General features: G+C 68.7%; 19 protein-coding genes. 13 read left to right on the top strand and 6 right to left on the bottom strand.

What is annotated here, in order from left to right:
- Positions 1 to 282 precede the first annotated feature (282 nt).
- Positions 283 to 1,923 (top strand): leucyl aminopeptidase, encoded by a 1,641-nt coding sequence (locus ACU5AP_RS03245; protein WP_446680779.1) that lies wholly within the window; start codon positions 283 to 285, stop codon positions 1,921 to 1,923.
- 12 nt (positions 1,924 to 1,935) lie between these two features.
- On the opposite strand, the gene greA is transcribed toward ACU5AP_RS03245, so the two are convergent.
- Positions 1,936 to 2,418 (bottom strand): transcription elongation factor GreA, encoded by a 483-nt coding sequence (gene greA, locus ACU5AP_RS03240; protein WP_076223138.1) that lies wholly within the window; start codon positions 2,416 to 2,418, stop codon positions 1,936 to 1,938.
- Between the two features lie 47 nt (positions 2,419 to 2,465).
- On the opposite strand from greA, the gene ACU5AP_RS03235 reads away from it, so the two are divergent.
- From ACU5AP_RS03235 to ACU5AP_RS03225, 3 genes are all read left to right on the top strand, one after another.
- Complete coding sequence (locus tag ACU5AP_RS03235; protein ID WP_076223094.1) at positions 2,466 to 3,680, top strand: NAD(P)/FAD-dependent oxidoreductase; 1,215 nt, start codon at positions 2,466 to 2,468, stop codon at positions 3,678 to 3,680.
- 72 nt (positions 3,681 to 3,752) lie between these two features.
- Positions 3,753 to 5,393 carry a M28 family metallopeptidase gene (locus ACU5AP_RS03230; RefSeq protein ID WP_088410716.1) on the top strand — a complete coding sequence of 547 codons (1,641 nt, stop codon included), beginning with the start codon at positions 3,753 to 3,755 and terminating at the stop codon, positions 5,391 to 5,393.
- 45 nt (positions 5,394 to 5,438) lie between these two features.
- Complete coding sequence (locus ACU5AP_RS03225) at positions 5,439 to 6,584, top strand: serine hydrolase domain-containing protein (protein ID WP_446680778.1); 1,146 nt, start codon at positions 5,439 to 5,441, stop codon at positions 6,582 to 6,584.
- 9 nt (positions 6,585 to 6,593) lie between these two features.
- On the opposite strand, the gene ACU5AP_RS03220 is transcribed toward ACU5AP_RS03225, so the two are convergent.
- The 3 genes from ACU5AP_RS03220 to ACU5AP_RS03210 form a co-directional block, all read right to left on the bottom strand.
- The gene (locus tag ACU5AP_RS03220; protein WP_076223097.1) at positions 6,594 to 7,172 is read right to left on the bottom strand and encodes a YybH family protein; all 579 of its coding nucleotides are present in this window, start codon (positions 7,170 to 7,172) and stop codon (positions 6,594 to 6,596) included.
- 34 nt (positions 7,173 to 7,206) lie between these two features.
- On the bottom strand, positions 7,207 to 8,211 hold the full coding sequence (gene rarD / locus ACU5AP_RS03215; RefSeq protein WP_446680777.1) for an EamA family transporter RarD: 1,005 nt from the start codon (positions 8,209 to 8,211) through the stop codon (positions 7,207 to 7,209).
- 104 nt (positions 8,212 to 8,315) lie between these two features.
- The gene (locus ACU5AP_RS03210; RefSeq protein ID WP_440228984.1) at positions 8,316 to 9,362 is read right to left on the bottom strand and encodes an aspartate-semialdehyde dehydrogenase; all 1,047 of its coding nucleotides are present in this window, start codon (positions 9,360 to 9,362) and stop codon (positions 8,316 to 8,318) included.
- 149 nt (positions 9,363 to 9,511) lie between these two features.
- On the opposite strand from ACU5AP_RS03210, the gene zapE reads away from it, so the two are divergent.
- A complete protein-coding gene (zapE, locus tag ACU5AP_RS03205) occupies positions 9,512 to 10,624 on the top strand; it encodes a cell division protein ZapE (protein ID WP_446680776.1) in 1,113 nt (370 codons plus the stop codon).
- Positions 10,625 to 10,870: 246 nt separating this feature from the next.
- Here the strand turns inward: zapE and mdh are convergent, their stop codons facing one another.
- Entirely contained in the window at positions 10,871 to 11,833 is a 963-nt protein-coding gene (gene mdh, locus ACU5AP_RS03200) for a malate dehydrogenase (RefSeq protein WP_087141327.1), read from the bottom strand.
- 127 nt (positions 11,834 to 11,960) lie between these two features.
- Between mdh and ACU5AP_RS03195 the strand changes: the two genes are divergently transcribed.
- The 8 genes from ACU5AP_RS03195 (at position 11,961) to ACU5AP_RS03160 (ending at position 17,962) form a co-directional block, all read left to right on the top strand.
- On the top strand, positions 11,961 to 12,722 hold the full coding sequence (locus tag ACU5AP_RS03195; RefSeq protein ID WP_446680775.1) for an EcsC family protein: 762 nt from the start codon (positions 11,961 to 11,963) through the stop codon (positions 12,720 to 12,722).
- The gene (locus ACU5AP_RS03190) at positions 12,719 to 13,132 is read left to right on the top strand and encodes an HIT domain-containing protein (RefSeq protein ID WP_128719159.1); all 414 of its coding nucleotides are present in this window, start codon (positions 12,719 to 12,721) and stop codon (positions 13,130 to 13,132) included. Before ACU5AP_RS03195 ends, ACU5AP_RS03190 begins: the two co-directional genes overlap by 4 nt.
- A gap of 130 nt (positions 13,133 to 13,262) precedes the next feature.
- Positions 13,263 to 13,724 carry a succinate dehydrogenase, cytochrome b556 subunit gene (gene sdhC, locus ACU5AP_RS03185; protein ID WP_223850633.1) on the top strand — a complete coding sequence of 154 codons (462 nt, stop codon included), beginning with the start codon at positions 13,263 to 13,265 and terminating at the stop codon, positions 13,722 to 13,724.
- Positions 13,721 to 14,116 (top strand): succinate dehydrogenase, hydrophobic membrane anchor protein, encoded by a 396-nt coding sequence (locus ACU5AP_RS03180; RefSeq protein WP_088410723.1) that lies wholly within the window; start codon positions 13,721 to 13,723, stop codon positions 14,114 to 14,116. The genes sdhC and ACU5AP_RS03180 overlap by 4 nt, the downstream gene beginning before the upstream one ends.
- A gap of 7 nt (positions 14,117 to 14,123) precedes the next feature.
- On the top strand, positions 14,124 to 15,908 hold the full coding sequence (gene sdhA / locus ACU5AP_RS03175) for a succinate dehydrogenase flavoprotein subunit (protein WP_128719160.1): 1,785 nt from the start codon (positions 14,124 to 14,126) through the stop codon (positions 15,906 to 15,908).
- Positions 15,909 to 15,920: 12 nt separating this feature from the next.
- Positions 15,921 to 16,718, top strand: coding sequence for a succinate dehydrogenase iron-sulfur subunit (locus ACU5AP_RS03170; protein WP_003166501.1), 798 nt, complete (start codon positions 15,921 to 15,923; stop codon positions 16,716 to 16,718).
- A 115-nt stretch (positions 16,719 to 16,833) separates the two neighbouring features.
- On the top strand, positions 16,834 to 17,154 hold the full coding sequence (locus ACU5AP_RS03165) for a 2Fe-2S iron-sulfur cluster-binding protein (RefSeq protein WP_003166502.1): 321 nt from the start codon (positions 16,834 to 16,836) through the stop codon (positions 17,152 to 17,154).
- A 1-nt stretch (position 17,155) separates the two neighbouring features.
- Positions 17,156 to 17,962: a kinase gene (locus ACU5AP_RS03160; RefSeq protein ID WP_128719161.1), complete on the top strand. Its 807-nt coding sequence runs from the start codon at positions 17,156 to 17,158 to the stop codon at positions 17,960 to 17,962.
- Here the strand turns inward: ACU5AP_RS03160 and ACU5AP_RS03155 are convergent.
- A complete protein-coding gene (locus ACU5AP_RS03155) occupies positions 17,934 to 18,788 on the bottom strand; it encodes an HAD family hydrolase (RefSeq protein ID WP_003166504.1) in 855 nt (284 codons plus the stop codon). The genes ACU5AP_RS03160 and ACU5AP_RS03155 overlap by 29 nt on opposite strands.
- Positions 18,789 to 18,815: the final 27 nt, after the last annotated feature.

Here is an 18,815-nt window from a genome sequence, read left to right as displayed (position 1 = left end):
ACTCATAAGGAACCCGCGTGGGGCTGGATCGGAGCCTTGCTTGACGCCCACCGCCTTTCACGCCGCGAAACCGGCGATGTCCGTCTCAGGGCCCGACCCTGCCCGACGCCCCCGCGTCGGGCGGCCTGCTGACGGCCGCCGCTGCGCCGGGCGCGACCCCAAGCGCGCGACAAGCGCGACAAGGCGTCGCGCCCGGCGTCCTTCCGTCAGCGGAGCGGTTGCCCCCGCGCGGCGCCCCCGCCCATAAAGGCGCCTTCATCGTCACAGAGGGGGCCCTGATCGATGCGCCGCACCACCCGTATTCCGTCCTTCGCCGCAGCCGCGCTGATCGCCGCCGCCGGTCTAAGCGTCGCCGTTCCGGCCGAGGCCCAGTCGCGCCGCGCCGCGCCCGCCGCCGAGCGTTCGGACTGGCCCGCCCGCGCCGCTCCGGCCCAGACGCGCGCCGTGACCTTCGCCGCATCGGCCGCCCCGTCGGGCGCCCTGGTTCTGCCGCTGTCGTCGGAGGCCGAGCTGGCCGCGCGCGGCGCCGCCCTGGACGTCGCGACGCGTCAGACGATCGCCTCGGCCCTGACCGCCGCCCGCTTCGACTACAAGGCGCGCCAGACGCTGAGCCTGCATGGCGTCGGCGGCTGGGACCGCATCCTGGTCATCGGCCTGGGCGAAGCGCCCAAGGCCGCAGACATTCAAACCGCCGGGATCGTCGCGGGTCGCGCCCTGAACAGCCAGCCCGGCGCCCTGACGGCCGTGACCTCCGGCCTGTCGGCTGATCTGGCGTCGGAGCTGGCGACCGGCCTGGGCATCGGCCACTATCGCTCGGACCTCTATGTCACCACCGGCCGCGACCGTCCGGCGCCCGGCGCCCTGACCGTCGTCGCCGATGACGCATCGGGCGCCCAGGCGCACCACCGTCGCGGCGCCGCCCTGATCGAAGCCATGGCCTGGACCCGCGACGTGTCCAACGAACCGGCCAACATCATCTATCCGGAAAGCTTCGTCGAACGCGCCCGCGTCGCCTTCGCCGGCGTGCCGGGGGTCGAGATCACCGAGTTGGACGTGCCCGCCATGCAGCGCCTGGGCATGGGCGCCCTGCTGGGCGTCGGCCAGGGCTCCAACCGCCCGCCGCGCCTGCTGGCCGTGCGCTATCGCGGCCAGGGCGCGTCCAACGACGGCCCGATCGCCCTGCTGGGCAAGGGCATCACCTTCGACTCCGGCGGCATCTCCATCAAGCCCGGCGCCAATATGGGCAATATGAAGATGGACATGTCCGGCGCCGCCAGCGTGGTCGGCGCGGTCCTGGCCCTGGCCAAGTCCGGCGCGCCGGTGGACGTGGTCGCCGTCGCCGCCCTGGCCGAGAACATGCCCGACGGCGGCGCCATCCGCCCCGCCGACGTGCTGACCGCCATGAACGGCAAGACCATCGAGATCATCTCGACCGACGCCGAAGGCCGCCTGGTCCTGGCCGACGCCGTGGTCTGGGCCGACACGACCCTGAACCCCGCCGCCATCGTCGACGTGGCCACCCTGACCGGCTCGGTCGGCGGCGCCCTGGGCAATGACTATGCGGGCCTGTTCAGCCGCCACGACGCCCTGGCCGACCAGCTGAAGACGGCGGGCGACGCCACCGGAGAGACGCTGTGGCGCCTGCCGCTGCACCCCTCCTATGTGCGGGCCACCTCCTCGACCATCGCCGACATCAAGAACTCGGGCGACGGCGGGGCGGGCGCGGGCACGGGCGCCCACTTCATCGGCTATTTCGCCCGCCCTGAGACGCCTTGGGCGCATCTGGACATCGCCAACATGGCCTTCGGCGCAGCCAACGACGTGAAACCGGCGGGATCGGCGGGCTACAGCGTCCGCCTGCTGGAACGCTTCGTGCGCGATTTCCAGCCGGTGACGAAGGAGAAGGGAACGGGCGGCTACTGAGGCCGCCCCTTCTCAACCTTCCTTGATGGCGACGATCTCGACCGACTGGCCCGCGACCGTCGCCTCATCCCCCTCGCGCTTGCCCAGCAGGGCGCGGGCCAGGGGCGAGACGTGGCTGACGCTGCCCTTGGACGGGTCGGCCTCGTCCTCGCCGACGATGCGCCAGGACTGGGTGCGGCCGTCCTCGCGCTCGATCGTCACCGTGTCGCCGAAACGGACCTTGCCGTCCGGCGGCGCCTCGACCAGCTGGGCCGTGCCCCGGCGCGCCGACCAGTAGCGCAGGTCGCGCGTCGCCCGCGCCATGGCGGTGCGATCGGCCTCGATGGAGCCTGCCGCCTGAGCCGCCGTATAGGCCGCGCGCGCGGCCGCCAGCTCGGCCTCGATCTGGGCCAGCCCCTGCGGCGTGACGAGGTTGGGATGGGGCGAGATCGGCCGGTCCAGCAGGTCCGCCGCCGTGGCTTCCAGATCTTCTTCCCGTGTAAAGGCGACGCTCATGTTGGCCAGCATAGGCCGCGGCGGACATTCCCGCTAGGAAGGCGTCGATGACCTCCGCCCCCGCAACAGTCGCCGTGATCGGCGCCGGTCCCGCCGGACTGATGGCCGCCGAACGTCTGGCTCAGGCGGGCCTGCGCGTCGTCGTCCATGAGCGGATGCCCTCGATCGCGCGCAAGCTGCTGATGGCCGGGCGCGGCGGGCTGAACCTGACCCATTCGGAGCCGCTGGAGCCGTTCCTGAACCGCTATGACGCCGCCGCACAGGCGCGCATCAAGGGCTGGCTGGACGCCTTTTCGCCCGCCGATCTGATCGAATGGGTCGAGGGGCTGGGCCAGCCGACCTTCGTCGGTTCATCCGGACGGGTGTTCCCGAAAGCGATGAAAGCCTCGCCCCTGCTGCGCGCCTGGTTGGCGCGGCTGGAGGGTCTGGGCGTCGAGGTCCGCACCCGCTCGCGCTGGACCGGCTGGCAGGGCGAGGCTCCGACCTTTGACACGCCCGATGGCGAGCGGATCGAACGCGCGGACGCCGTCGTTCTGGCCCTCGGCGGCGCCAGTTGGGCGAAGCTGGGGTCCGACGCCGCATGGGTTCCGACGCTGGAGAAGGCGGGCGCCGAGGTGGCCGTCTTCCGTCCCGCCAACGTCGGCTTCGACGTCGCCTGGTCGCCGAACTTCCGCGACCGCTTCGCCGGAACGCCGCTGAAAGGCGTCGCCCTGATGCACGGCGACCGCACCGTGCGCGGCGAGGCCATGATCGCCGCCTATGGGATCGAGGGCGGCGGCGTCTACGCCTTGTCCGCCGGTCTGCGCGAAGCGGTGGAGCGCGACGGATCGACCGTGCTGACGCTCGACCTGCGGCCCGATCTGAGCGTCGAAGCCCTCGCTCAGCGTCTGTCGAAACCGCGCGGCAAGGACAGCCTGTCGAACTGGCTGCGCAAGGCCGCGCGGCTGGACGCCGCCTCTGTCGCCCTGCTGCGTGAAGGCGGTCCGCTGCCCGCAGACCCGGCCGAACTGGCCGCACGGATCAAGGGCGTCGCCCTGACCTTGACCGGGGTGCAGGGTCTAAGCCGCGCCATCTCCTCGGCCGGAGGCGTGGCGCTGAACTCTGTGGACGACCGGCTGATGCTGAAGACGCGGCCCGGCGTCTTTGCCGCGGGCGAGATGCTGGACTGGGAGGCGCCGACCGGCGGCTATCTGCTCCAAGCCTCCTTCGCCTCAGGCGTCGTCGCGGCGGACGGCGTGCGCGCCTGGCTGAACGGGCGCTGAGGCCTTTCAGGGTCGACAGCGGCGCCCTCAGGGGGCAGCGTGGCGCAAATCGTTCAAGAGCTGAGCCCGCCCATGACCCTCGCCCGTTCCGCCGCCGTCGGCCTGATCGCCGTCCTGATGTGTTCGACCTCCGCGCTCGCCCAGACCGGCCGCGTCGACCCGGCCCGACTGAACGAGGCCACGCGCGTCCTGGCGTCTGATGAATTCGAAGGCCGCGCCCCGGTCACGCCCGGCGAAGACCGCACCGTCGAATGGCTGTCGCAGCAGTTTCAGGCGCTGGGCTTAGAGCCCGGCGGCCCCAACGGATCGTGGGTGCAGGTGGCCCAGGTCAGCCGCACCAGCCAGGACGGTCCCGCCGCCATCAGCGTTTCCGCCAACGGCCGCACGACCGAACTGCAGCGCGCCAAGGACGTCATCGTCTCATCCGACCGTCCGGTGGAGCGCATCAGTCTGACCGACGCGCCTCTGGTCTTCGTCGGCTATGGCGTCGACGCGCCCGAGCGTGGGTGGGACGACTACAAGGGCGTCGATCTGACCGGCAAGATCATGCTGGTGCTGGTCAACGACCCCGACTTCGGCGCGCCCGAAGGCCACCCGGTCAACGGCAAGTTCGACGGTCAGGCCATGACCTTCTATGGCCGCTGGACCTATAAGTTCCAGGTGGCGGCGGCGCATGGCGCGGCGGGCGTTCTGGTCATCCACGACACGCCGGGCGCGGGCTATCCTTGGTCGACGCTGGAGAATTCCTCGACCGCGCCCAAGTTCGACATCGTCCGCGCCGATCCGAACAAGGAGCGCGTGGCGGCGCAGGGCTGGATTCAGGGCGCGATCGCCGAACAGCTGTTCAGGGACGCCGGCCTCGACTTCGCCGCCCTGAAGGACCAGGCGCGCACGCCCGATTTCCGCCCCGTAGCGCTGGACGGCGTGACCATGTCCATCGACTTCGGCCAAAAAGCCGACCGGGTCGAGACGCGCAACGTCATCGGCCGCCTGCCCGGAACCAAATACCCGAACGAGACCGTCATGTTCGGCGCCCACTGGGACGCCTATGGCCGCGCCACGCCGAAGAACGGCGACGACATCTATAACGGCGCCGTGGACAATGCGACGGGCGTCGCCGGCGTCATGGAGATCGCCCGCCTGTTCGCCGAAGGGCCGCGGCCCGAACGCTCGACTGTCTTCATCAGTTGGGCGGCCGAGGAGACCGGCCTGCTGGGCGCCGAATACTATGCCGCCAATCCGGTCTGGCCGCTGGAGACGACTGTCGCCAACATCAATATGGACAGCCTGCTGCCGGGGACCGAGATCGACCCGAACATCGTCGTCATCGGCGCGGGCAAGAACGATCTGGACGACCGGCTGGCGGTGCTGGCCGCGCGCGAGGGTCGTCGTCTGATCCCCGACCCGGCGCCGCACGCAGGGGCCTTCTATCGCTCGGACCACTTCCCGCTGGCGCGCAAGGGCGTGCCCGCCCTGTTCGCCGCCGCAGGCTTCACCGGTCACAACGAAGCCAGCCGGGACTATGTCGCCAACCGCTATCATCAGCCGACGGACGAATGGACGCCGCAGTGGAAGATGGACGCCGCCGCCGCCGATGTGCAGCTGCTGTATGAGGTCGGCCGCGACCTGGCCAACTCGCGCGACTGGCCCGCGTGGAAGCCGGGCGACGAGTTCGAGGGCGCGCGCAACGCCTCGGCGTCGGCGCGCCAGTAATCGGCCGCAAGTGACGTGAAGCCGCCAAGGCGCTAGACCGCATCCATGACCAGCCTCCCCGACCTCCACGGCGTCTGCCCGCCGCGTTTCAATGCGGTGAAGGACGCCTTCGCCGCCAACTTCACCGACGCCCCCGAAGGGCTGAACGAACTGGCCGCGCGCTTCAGCGTGACCCTCGACGGCGAGACGACGGTGGACCTGTGGGCCGGCTCGGCCGATCTGGCGGGGACCAAGCCTTTCGCCGAGGACACCCTGGTCCCGGTCTTCTCGACCGGCAAGGCGGTGATGGCCCTGATGATCGCGCGCTGCGTGGACAAGGGGCTGCTGTCCTATGAGGACCGGGTCGCCGATCACTGGCCCGCCTTCGGCGCGGCGGGCAAGGACCAGCTGACCGTCGGCCAGCTGATGAGCCACCAGTCCGGCCTGCCGGGCTTTTCCGACGGCGTGGAGCCGGCCATCTGGTTCGATCGTCAGGCGGTGCTGGACAAGCTGGCGGCCCAGACGCCGCTGTGGGCGCCGGGGACGGCGTCCGGCTATCACCCCATCACCATCGGCTATCTGGCGGGCGAGCTGTTCCGCATCGTCGACGGGCGGACCATGGGCGCGGCCCTGCGCGAAGACTTCGCCCAGCCGTTCGATCTGGACCTGTGGATCGGCCTGCCGGAAAGCGAACACGGCCGCGTGGCCCAGTTGCGCAAACCCGCCGCCGCGCCGGACCTCGGCCCCATCGACGCGATCAAGAAGGCGGCCTTCCTGGATCGCGGCTCGGCGCCCGGCGGACGCGGCTCGACGGAGTGGCGCATGGCGGAGATCCCCTCGGCCAATCTACACGCCACAGCCAAGGATCTGGCGCGGATGATGTCCCTCGTCGCCACGGGCGGCGCGCTGGATCATCTGCCGGTGCTGTCGGAGGAAACCCTGACCCAGGCGACGCGCGAACGCATCCACGGACTGGATAAGGTCGTGCCGTTCCACATGAATTGGGCGGCCGGGTTCATGCGCAATGAAGGGCTGAACATTTTCGGCCCCAACCCGACAACGGTCGGCCACACAGGCTGGGGCGGGTCGATGGCGTTCGCCGATCAGGCGGCGGGCGTCTCGGCCGCCTATGTCATGACGCGCCAGTCGCCCCACCTGCTCGGCGATCCGCGCGCCCTGCGGTTGGTCGAAGCGCTCTACACGGCCTTGTAGGGCGACGCCTTAGGCTTCCGGCCCCCAAGCCAGCTGGTCGTGGACGATCAGCCAGCCGTCGACCGTGCGGCGCAGAATCCGGGTGAACAGGCCGCGATGGGTCTTGCCGTCGCGCGTCATCACCGCCCGGCCTGAGACCACCGCCGTATTGACGTCGAACTGCATGGTCTCGAACCACTCATAAGACAGCGTCCCCAGGCCGCCCGGCGCCGCCGCGCGGGCGTCCAGGGCGGAGCGCACGCTGTCGGGCCCCTTCAGCGGAGTGTCGCCCAGGAAGACCAGTAGCGGCTCGTCATGGACATAGGTGGCCATGACCGCATCCACCTGACCCGAGGTCCAGGCGGCGGCGGCGGCGTCCAGGGCGTCGCTGACGGCGTCGAAGGTCTCGGCCGTGGTCGGCGGGGCGGCGACGGCGACAGGCGCGCCCGGCGCGGCGGTCGGCGCGGCCTCGCGGCTCACCCCGACGCGAGCGGTGCGGATCACTTCATCGCCGCCGGTCTGAACCGCGCCATGGGCGCAGGCCGTGGTCCCCCCGACGAGCAGAACGGTTGCGGCGGCGGCGGCGAGGAAGCGGGAACAGATCATCATCGCCTTCTTCTTTAGGACGGGACGGCGCCCGACCTCAACGCACAGGCGGCGGATTCTCGCCGAGGGCGTCCATGCGGTCCTCGGCCGGGTCGTCCAGAAGACCGGGTTCGGGCGCCACGATGGTCTCGGCGGTGTCCGACGCACGACGCACCTTGAGCACCGCGCCCAGGGCGAAGACGGCGGCTCCGACCCAGATGAAGGCGAAGGAGGCGATGCGCAGGCTGCCCAGGGCCTCGCCCTGCAAGGCGCCGATGACGAAGACGATGGTCGGGGCCAGGAACTGCAGAAAGCCCATGCTGGACAAGGGCATCCGCCGCGCCGCCCAGGCGAACAGGGCCAGCGGGATGACCGTCGCCGGTCCCGCGAACAGCAGCCAGGCGGAGGCGGCGGGGGAGGCGGTGAAATGGCCCTGACCCGTCGCCTCGATGAAGACGACCCACGCCAGGCCGGGCAAGGCCAGCAGCAGGCATTCCATGAACAGGCCGGTCTGGGCGTCGACCGAGACCCGTTTGCGGATGATGCCGTAGCCGGCGAAGCTGAAGGCCAGCAGCAGCGACACCCAGGGCATATGGCCCAGGGCGACCGCCTGAAGAACCACGCCGATCGCCGCCAGGACGATGGCGATGACGCCGAAACGGTCGATCCGCTCACGGAACAACCAGGCCCCGGCGGCCATGTTCAGCAGCGGATTGAGATAATAGCCGAGCGAAGCGTCCAGCGTCCGGCCGTTGTTCACCGCCATGACGTAGGTGGTCCAGTTGGCGGCGATCAGCACCGCCGACAGGGCCAGCCAGCCCAGCACCCTGGGCTGGCGGAAGACGGCGACCACCTGGGCCCACTGGCGCGACAGCATGACCAGGATCAGGGCCCAGACCAGGCCCCAGACGGCGCGGTGGCCCATGATCTCCCAGGCGTCCGCGCCCTGATGCGCCATCTGCTGGAACACCAGGGGAATGAAGCCCCACAGCAGGTAGCAGAGCACCCCCGCCGCCAGGGCGGCGCGGGCTTCGGACGCAGGAGCAGCAGGGGAGGCGCTCACACTGGAACCTTTCGATCCCCGCCGCATCGCCGACGCGGCGGGATCATGGAGTGCTCAAACGGCCCTCAAGCAGCCCCGCACCGCGTGCGGGGCGTTAGGGTCTCTTAGACAGTCAAAGTGCGGTAGCCGCTCTTGGGCGAGATGACGCCGGTCTCGTCCAGCAGTTGGGCGATCTGCACGGCGTTCAGGGCCGCGCCCTTGCGCAGGTTGTCCGACACCACCCAGAACGACAGGCCGTGCTCGACGGTCGGATCCTTGCGGATGCGCGACACATAGACGGCGTGCTCGCCCGCGGCGTCGACCGGGGTGATGTAGCCGTCATGCTCCTGCTTATCGACGACCAGGATCCCCGGCGCCTCGCGCAGGATTTCGCGCGCCTCGTCCGGTTCGATCGGGCGGTCGAACTCGACCGTCACGGCCTCCGAATGGCCGACGAAGACCGGCACGCGGACGCAGGTGACGGTCAGCTTGATCGACGGGTCGAGCATCTTGTGCGTCTCGTCCCACATCTTGGCTTCCTCGTCGGTGTAGCCGTCGTCGCGGAACGAACCGATGTAGGGAATGACGTTGAAGGCGATCTGCTTGGGGAACTTCTTCGGCGTGGCGTCGCCCAGGCCGTAGATGGCCTTGGTCTGGTTCCACAGCTCGTCCATGCCTTCCTTCCCGGCGCCCGAGACGGACTGATAGGTCGAGACGACGACGCGCTTGATCTTGGCCGCGTCATGCAGCGGCTTCAGCGCCACCACCAGCTGGGCGGTCGAACAGTTGGGGTTGGCGACGATGTTCTTCTTGGTCGCCAGCTTGGCGTCGTCCGGATTCACCTCGGGCACGATCAGCGGCACGTCCGGATCCTGACGGAAGGCCGAGGAGTTATCGATAACGATGGGGCCGGCCTTGCCGATCTTCTCGGACCATTCGCGCGACACCCCGCCGCCGGCGCTCATCAGCACCAGGTCGACGCTCGAGAAGTCGAACTGCTCGATGTCCTCGCACTTGATCGTGCTGTCGCCGAAGGAGACCTCGACGCCTTTGGATTTTCGGGAGGCGATCGCGTGCATTTTCTCGACGGGGAAGCTCACTTCCTCGAGGATGGCCAGGATTTCCCGGCCGACATTGCCTGTGGCGCCTACGACGGCGACGCGATAGCCCATGATGAAATCATCCTTTGTTCGGGGGCGTTTGGGAGAAACGCTTCTGCATTTGGGTCTTTCGCAGTCGCGAAGCAACCAGAATCCTCCAATTCGTCGCCCGAATCCGCGACCGCCTTCCCCCGGCCCCATACGAGGGCTATCTGCTGGCCATGACCTCCCGTATCCGCAACGCTTACGACATCCGCGTGGAAGAGGGCGTGATCACGCCCGAACCGGCCCAGGCCGCCCTGATCGGCGCGCTGGAGCGGCTGGAGACCGGCTTGTCGAAGAAGGGGCTGTTCGGCGCCCTGCCCGAGGTCAAGGGCATCTACATCTGGGGCCCGCCGGGACGCGGCAAGTCCATGCTGATGGACCTCTTCTATTCCTCGACGCCCGAGCAGAAGAAGGTCCGCGCCCATTTCCACGCCTTCATGGCGCGCATCCACGACCTGGTGAAGCAGTGGCGCGACGGCTCGCCGCGCAGCCGCAAGGACGTGTTCGGAACCAGCAAGGGCGACGACCCCATTCCGCCGATCGCGGCCCTGATCGCCTCGGAGGCGCGCCTGCTTTGCTTCGATGAGCTTCAGGTGACGGACATCGCCGACGCCATGATCCTGGGCCGGCTGTTCGAGGCCCTGTTCGAGAAGAAGGTGGTGCTGGCCGTCACCTCGAACCGCGCGCCCGAAGACCTCTACAAGAACGGCATCAACCGCCAGCTCTTCCTGCCCTTCATCGACATCATCCGCCAGCGCTGCGACGTGGTCGAAACGGCGGGCGCCCGCGACTTCCGCCTGGACCGCATGGCAGGGGCCAAGGTCTGGTTCTCGCCGCTGGACGCCGAGGCGCGGCAAGGCTTTGAGACCCTGTGGTCCGACCTCAAGGGCGGCGAGCCGGAGGAGCCCATCGCCCTGCCGGTGCTGGGCCGCGAGGTGAAGTTGGAGCGCACGGTCGGCGGCATGGCGCGCGCGACCTTCAACGAGCTGTGCGGCCGCCCCTTGGGGCCGCAGGACTATCTCGCCGTCGCCCGGCGCTTCCACACCCTGTTTCTGTCGGACGTGCCGCTACTCAGCCCGGCCAACCATCATGAGGCGCGCCGCCTGGTGACGCTGGTCGACGCCCTCTACGAGGCCAAGACCCGTCTGGTCGTCCTGGCCGAGGCCGCGCCGGAGGCGCTCTACACCGAAGGCGTCGGCGCCTTCGAGTTCGAACGGACGGTCTCGCGCTTCAACGAGATGCAGAGCGAGGCCTGGCTGGAGCAGCGCGAGGAAGCCGAGGCGGCCTGAGCCTCCTCCTTCCGCTCATCCCGGCGGACGCCGAGATCCAGTACGAACCTCGCGCACCGCATTTTAGAGCGCCTCCTTGCCAGCGCCGCATTGGCGGCCAAAGCACTGGTTCCCGGCGTCCGCCGGGATGAGCGGTTGCTAGGAATGGCGCATGAAAAAGGGCCGCATCCGATGATGCGGCCCCCTTCCAAATCAAACGCCTAAGCGCTCACGCAGCGCGGCTCCGCGAGCCGCGCGATAGCGCCCTCAAGCCAAGGAAGGCTCAATATCCTTACAGGCCTGGATCAGGCCCTGGACCGAGGCGACCGACTTGGCGAACATCGCCTTTTCGTCGTCGTTGGTGGTGAACTCGATGACCTTTTCAACGCCCGCAGCGCCGATCAGGGCCGGGACGCCGACGTAGAGGTCCGACAGGCCGTATTCGCCCGACAGCCACACGGCGCACGGCAGGACGCGCTTCTGGTCCAGCAGGTAGGACTTGGCCATGGCGATGGCGGATTCAGCCGGGGCGTAGAAGGCCGAGCCGGTCTTCAGCAGAGCGACGATCTCGCCGCCGCCCTTGCGGGTGCGCTCGACGATGGCGTCCAGGTCGGCTTGCGACAGGAAGCCTGCGGCGACCGCGTCCGGCAGCGGCAGGCCGCCGACCGTCGAGTGGCGCACCATCGGCACCATGTCGTCGCCGTGACCGCCCAGGGTCCAGGCGTGGATGTCCTGCACCGAGACGCCGGTCTTTTCAGCCAGGAAGTAGGCGAAGCGGGCCGAGTCCAGCACGCCAGCCATGCCGATGACCTTCTCCTTGGGCAGACCCGAAAACTTCTGCAGGGCCCAGACCATGGCGTCGAGCGGGTTGGTGATGCAGATGACGAAAGCGTTGGGGGCGTGCTGCTTGATGCCCTCGCCGACGGCCTTCATGACTTTGAGGTTGATGCCGATCAGGTCGTCGCGGCTCATGCCCGGCTTGCGCGGCACGCCGGCGGTGACGATGCAGACGTCGGCGCCCGCGATGTCGGCGTAGTCGTTGGCGCCCTTCAGGGCCACGTCCTGACCGAAGACGGCCGAGGCTTCGGCGATGTCCAGAGCCTTGCCCTGGGGGGTGCCTTCGGCGATGTCGAACAGGATGACGTCGCCCAGCGCTTCGCGCGCGGCCACGTGGGCCAGGGTTCCGCCGATCATTCCGGCGCCGATAAGGGCGATCTTCGCGCGAGCCATTCAGGTCTCTCCAGTCGATGTTGCGTGTGCGAAACGGTACTCGATGGGACGGCGGTCTAGACCTGTCGGCGGGTCGCGGCAAGCGTTCCGCGTTGCGCCTTTCGTCGGGGCCTGCGAGGCTGCGGCCATGGCCAAACCCACGGATGCTCCCCCGATGACGGACGCCGCCTATGAGGCGCGCGCCCTGGCCGAGGCCCTGGCCTGGCGCGACCGCCAGCTGAAACGGCCCGGCCTGTGGGACAAGACCACCCGCGCGACCCAGGACCACATCAACCGCGTCATCCCCGAGCGCGTGCACGAGATCGTGACCGGCGCCGTCCAGCAGATGACGCGCGGTCTGCTGGCCGGGTCGGAGTGGACCACCGCCCGCCCCCTGACCGAAGGCGCCCTGCAGGAGCGCGAAGCCAGGGTTCGCACGCGCGTCGAGCTGTATCGCACCACCGCCAGCGTCGAGGGCGGGGTGGCGGGAGCCGGGGGCTTCCTGATGGCGGCGGCGGACTTTCCCGCCCTGATGGCGATCAAGGTCAAGATGCTGTTCGAGATCGCCGCCCAGTACGGCTATTCCGGCCGCGACCTGAAGGAGCGGGTGATCGTCCTGCGCATCTTTCAGCTGGCCTTCTCCAGCGCCCGGCATCGCCCCGAGGCCCTGGCCGCGCTGGAGGCCGCCATGCGCGCCCCGCATGATCCCGACGCCCTGAAGACCTTCGACTGGCGCAAGTTCCAGCTGGAGTATCGCGACTACATCGATGTGGCCAAGCTGGCCCAGCTGCTGCCTCTGGTCGGCGCGCCGATCGGGGCCGTGGTCAACTGGCGCCTGACCCAGCGTCTGGCCGAGACGGCGATGAACGCCTATCGCCTGCGCCTTCTCGCCGATCAGGACGCCGAATGAGCTTCACCGCCGATCCCGCCTTCGAGGCCGCCTCCGTCTTCGCCGCCGACTGGCCCCTGTGTCAGGTGCGGCTTCAGGACGACGGCCGCTTTCCCTGGCTGATCCTGTTGCCGCGCGTCCCCGGCGCGGTCGAGCTGGAAGACCTGACGCCCGACCAACGCGCCCTTCTGAGCGAGGAGATCGTCCGCGCCGGCGCCCTGGTGCGTGAACTGGGCGCCCTGCGCGATGCGCCCGTCGACAAGCTGAACGTCGCCGCCCTGGGCAATGTCACAGCCCAGCTTCACGTCCATGTCGTCGGCCGTCGCCGCGACGACCCCCTGTGGCCCGATCCGGTCTGGGGGCGCCCCGGGGCGGTTCCTTGCACAACCGAAACGCGCGATGCGGCCCTGACGCACGTCGCTTCCTTCTGATCCGAGCCTTGGGGGCCGACTTTCGTTCGGAATCGCCCCCCTTCGTTGACACCGGCCCGTCTGCGTCACTAAAGCCTGTTGCACTGCAATCCGGCCCTGAATTTCCTCGGGTTTTTTGAGAATCATTCGCATGTCGAACACTCCCCCGGCTGCGGGCGAAACTGGCGACCGGACGGGCCGCTACGTCCGTCACCCCAACGGGCACGTCGCACCGATGTCGCCCTTCACCGATATCTGGCGCTGGCACATGACCATGGTCGCGTCGATCCTGTTCCGCGTCACCATCGGCGCGGCCAGCGTGGGCGCCGTCCTGCTGCTGGGCTGGGTCGCGATCGTCGCCTGCGGCCCGGACGCCTTCGCCTCGCTCGCCGCCTTCTCGGGCTCGCCGTTCGGCCTGTTCATCTGGTTCGGCCTGACGTGGGTGCTGTTCTCCTTCCTGCTGAACGGCGCGCGCCACCTGATCAACGACGCGGGCAAGGGGCTGGACCTGAAGTCCGCCAACCTGATGGCCCAGATCGCCGTCTGGGGTCCGATCGTCCTGGCCGTCCTGTTCTGGGTCGTGCTGTTCGCTACCGGAAAGGTTTCGCTGTGAGCGCCGCGCCCAAGTTCAAGAACAATGTGAAAATCTCCGAGCGCCACGGCGCCGGGGAATGGAAGCTCGAAAAGTTGGCCCTGCTGGCCCTGATGCCGCTGGGCCTGTGGGTTCTGTCGACCGGCTTCACCCTGGCCGGCGCCGACTACGGCGCGGTCGTCGCCTGGTTCGGCAGCACCCTGAACGCCGGCCTTCTGGCCGTGACGGCGGTGGTCTTCTGCCTGTTCGCCAGCCTGGCCTGGAAGGTGATCCTCGAGGACTACGTCCCCGGCCCCTCCCGCTCGGCCCTGATCCTGGTCTCGAACCTGGTCTTCCTCGTGCTGGCGGCCGCCAGCGTCTTCTTCATCGTGCGTCTGGCGCTGGGCTCGGCCCCGCTGCCGGCCGGAGTCTGATCCCGCCATGGCTGCATACGAGCTTATCGATCACGAATACGACGTCGTCGTCGTCGGCGCCGGGGGCTCCGGCCTGCGCGCCGCCCTCGGCGCCGCCCAGCAGGGCCTGAAGGTCGCCTGCGTCACCAAGGTCTTCCCCACACGGAGCCACACCGTGGCGGCCCAGGGCGGCATCTCCGCCTCGCTCGGCAACATGGGCGAGGACAGCTGGCAGTGGCACATGTACGACACCGTCAAGGGGTCGGACTGGCTGGGCGACCAGGACGCCATCGAATACCTGGTCCGCAACGCGCCGCAGGCCGTTTACGAGCTGGAACACTGGGGCGTGCCCTTCAGCCGCACCGACGAAGGCAAGATCTATCAGCGCGCCTTCGGCGGCATGACCCGCAACTTCGGCGAAGGCCCGGTGCAGCGCACCTGCGCCGCCGCCGACCGCACCGGCCACGCCATCCTGCACACCCTGTACGGCCAGTCGGTCCGTCGCGAGGTGAAGTTCTTCATCGAGTATTTCGCGCTGGACCTGATCATGCAGGACGGCGCCTGCACCGGCGTCACCGCGCTTCAGCTCGACACCGGCCAGTTGCACCAGTTCCGCGCCAAGATGGTGGTGCTGGCGACCGGCGGTTACGGCCGCGCCTATTTCTCGGCCACCTCGGCCCACACCTGCACAGGCGACGGCAACGCCATGGTGCTGCGCGCCGGCCTGCCGCTGCAGGACATGGAGTTCGTGCAGTTCCACCCGACCGGCATCTACGGCGCCGGCTGCCTCATCACCGAGGGTGCCCGCGGTGAAGGCGGCTATCTGACCAACTCCGAGGGCGAGCGCTTCATGGAGCGCTATGCGCCGACCGTGAAGGATCTGGCCCCGCGCGACATGGTCAGCCGCTCCATGACCATCGAAATCCGCGAAGGCCGCGGCGTGGGCCCGAACAAGGACCACATCTTCCTGCATCTGGATCACCTGGACCCGAAGATCCTGCACGCGCGCCTGCCGGGCATCTCGGAATCGGCCAAGATCTTCGCCGGCGTCGATGTGACCAAGGAGCCGATCCCGGTCCTGCCGACCGTCCACTACAACATGGGCGGCATCCCGACGAACTATCACGGCGAGGTGCTGACGCTGCGCGACGGCAACCCCGACAGCGTGGTTCCGGGCCTGATGGCCGTAGGCGAAGCCGCCTGCGTCTCGGTGCACGGCGCCAACCGTCTGGGCTCCAACTCCCTGACCGACCTGGTGGTGTTCGGCCGCGCCGTCGGCCTGCGCTGCGGCGAGGTCGTGGACAAGAACTCGGCCGTGCCCTCGGCCTCCAAGGCCCAGACGGACGAGCACCTGGCGCGCCTGGACCGCTTCCGCAACGCCTCGGGCTCGACCCCCACGGCGCACCTGCGTCTGGACATGCAGCGCGCCATGCAGGCCGACGCCGCCGTCTTCCGCACCGGCAAGACCCTGGACGAAGGCGTCCAGAAGCTGCGCTCGATCGACGCCGCCGGCTCGGACATCAAGACCACGGACCGCGGCCTGATCTGGAACACGGACCTGGTGGAGACGCTGGAGTACGACAACCTGATCGCCCAGGCCCTAGTCACCATCGAAGGCGCGGCCAACCGCACGGAATCGCGCGGCGCCCACGCCCGCGAGGACTACCCGGACCGCGACGACGTCAACTGGATGAAGCACACCCTGGCGTGGAAGCGTCCGGGCGAAGGCGTCCAGATCGACTACCGTCCGGTGCACAAATACACGATGACCGACGAGGTCTCGTACATCGAGCCCAAGGCTCGGGTTTACTAAGGGGGATCGCAGATGGTTCAGCTCAACCTCCCGCGCGGCTCCAAGCCCACGACCGGCAAGGTCCACAAGGCTCCGGCCGGCGCCAAGAACGTCAAGACCTACAAGGTCTATCGCTACGACCCGGAGACGGACGCCGATCCGCGCTGGGATTCGTACGAGGTCTCGACCGACGATCACGGCCCCATGCTTCTGGACGCCCTGATCCACATCAAGAACGAGATCGACCCGACCCTGTCGTTCCGTCGCTCGTGCCGTGAAGGCATCTGCGGCTCGTGCTCGATGAACATCGACGGCCGCAACACCCTGGCCTGCACCAAGGGCTGGGACGAGTGCTCGTCGCACAACATCACCATCGCCCCCCTGCCCCACCAGCCGGTGGTCAAGGATCTGGTGACGGACCTGTCGCTGTTCTACGCCCAGTACGACTCGATCCAGCCCTACCTCCAGTCCGACCTGCCGGACCCGGAAAAGGAGCGCCTGCAGTCGCCCGCCGACCGCGAGAAGCTGGACGGCCTGTACGAGTGCATCCTGTGCGCCTGCTGCTCGACCTCGTGCCCGAGCTACTGGTGGAACCAGGAAGAATACCTCGGCCCGGCGGCCCTGCTGCAGTCCTACCGCTGGATCTCGGACAGCCGCGACGACGCCACCCAGAAGCGTCTCGACGACCTGGAAGACCCGTTCAAGCTGTATCGCTGCCACACGATCATGAACTGCGCCCAGGTCTGCCCCAAGGGGCTGAACCCGGCCAAGGCGATCGCCGAGACCAAGAAGCTGATGGTTTCGCCGTCCCGCAAGAAGACGGCCGCCTGATCCAGCCGGTCCGAACGAAAAGAAAAGCCCCCGGCGCCGCCTGGTTCCGGGGGTTTTCCTTGGCCGGCGCGTAGCAAGGCTTGCCAACCCCGCATCCAGAGTTAAGACCGCTTCCATGCCCAAGATCACCTACATCGAGCACGACGGAACCGAGCACACGGTCGAGGTCAAGAAAGGCCTGTCCGTGATGGAAGGCGCGATCCGCAACAATGTGCCGGGCATCGACGCCGATTGCGGCGGCGCCTGCGCCTGCGCCACCTGCCATGTCTATGTCGACGAGAATTTCGCCGCCGAGACGGGCCGCCCCTCGGCCATGGAAGAGTCCATGCTGGACTTCGCCGAGAACGTCGAACCGAACAGCCGCCTGTCCTGCCAGATCCGCGTCACCGATGATCTGGACGGCCTGATCGTGCGCCTGCCGGAAAGCCAGCACTGAGATGATCGAGGCCCGACTGCTGGACGCGGTCGGGTCTCTGGCCGCCCTCCATGACCGGCCGGACCACATTCCGCTGATCGGGATCGCCGGAGCGCAAGGCTCGGGCAAGACCACCCTAGCCCGCGCGGCGGCCGAACGGCTGGGGGCCGCGCATCTGTCGCTGGACGACGTCTATCTGACCAGGGCCGAGCGCCAGGCCCTGGCCCGCGAGGTCCATCCCCTGTTCGCCGTGCGCGGCCCGCCGGGGACGCATGATCTTGCGTTGCTGGAAGGCGCCCTAGCCGCCCTGCGCGCCGCCGAGGCCGACAGCCGCACGCCGCTTCCCGCCTTCGACAAGCTGGCCGATAATCGCGCGCCCAGAACGGACTGGCCTGTGTTTGCGGGCCGCCCGTCGGCGGTGCTGGTCGACGGCTGGTGCCTGGGCGCGACGCCGCAGGCCGAGGCTGACCTCGTCGCGCCCATCAACGCCCTGGAGGCCGAACGGGACGGGCAAGGGATCTGGCGACGCGCCGCCAACGCCGCCCTGACCGGTCCCTACGCCGAAGTCTTCGCCCGCTTCGACGCGGTGCTGTTCCTCAAGGCGCCGTCCTTCGACGCCGTACTGGACTGGCGCTGTGAACAGGAGGCGGGGCTGATGGGCCTGCCGCCCGCCGACTTGCCGTCCGCGCGGCGCGCCGAACTGGCCGTCTTCATCCAGCATTTCGAGCGGATCACCCGCCATATGCTGGCGGGCGGGGTTCGCGCCGACCTCGTGTTTCAGCTGGACGCCGACCGGCGCCTCAGTCCGCCGGCATCCGGCCGTAGTTGACGGCGATGCGGCCGATCAGGCCCTTGACGATCAGATCGACCGGCGAGCCTTCGCGATAGTCGCCCGCCGCGACGAAGTTGACCCGGTCCTCCGAGATCAGGCGATGAATCTTGTCGTGGTCGCGCGGGGTGCTGTCAGGGTCGTAGACGGCGATGGAGAAGCCGCCCTTGGTGTGCATCATCTTCATGGTCGGCACATCGGTGTCGCCGTCGCCCAGGAAGATCATCCGGTCGAAGGGGATGGGGCGCTCCTCGTCCGGGATGAAGCGGTTGATGCGTTCATCCTCCCAGTGGTTGTGCACCCCCTTGTTGATGCGGAACAGATACTGGGTCTTGGTCGTGTAGTTGACCCCCACGGCGGGCCAGACCGCCACATCGTCCTCGTCATAGGCGTATTTCGAGGCGAAGACGTGGGTGAAGGCCTCGGCGATGGGGCAACCCTCGATCATCTCGGTCAGGCCCGCCGAGATGATGTAGTGCTCGATCTCCAGCCCGAACTGGGCGCCGAAGGCGTTCATCCGGTCGAACCAGGAGCGGTCGCGCAGGCCCTCGAACAGGGCCACGTCGCGGCCGTGGTCGCGCAGCGTCTGGCGCGTCACCGGGGCGCCCTGTTCGCGCGCGGCCAGCAGCATCATCTGCATGTACATCAGGATGCCGTCGCCGTCCGAAGCGATGGTCCGTGGACGGACGGTCTCATTCCAGAACTGGGCCGGCGTCATCCCGATCGAGGGGATGAAGCTGACCTCCTGCATGTTTCCCCGGGCCAGGGTGCCGTCGAAATCATAGATGACGGCGGTCTTGAGCAGGGGGCGGGTCGTGTCGGCCATGAGGACGTCCTGGAGGGCTTGGACACG

Source organism: Brevundimonas sp. RM1 (assembly GCF_052907225.1).
The sequence above is the reverse complement of the archived record's forward strand: the minus strand, read 5'-3'. Positions and strand labels throughout refer to the sequence as shown.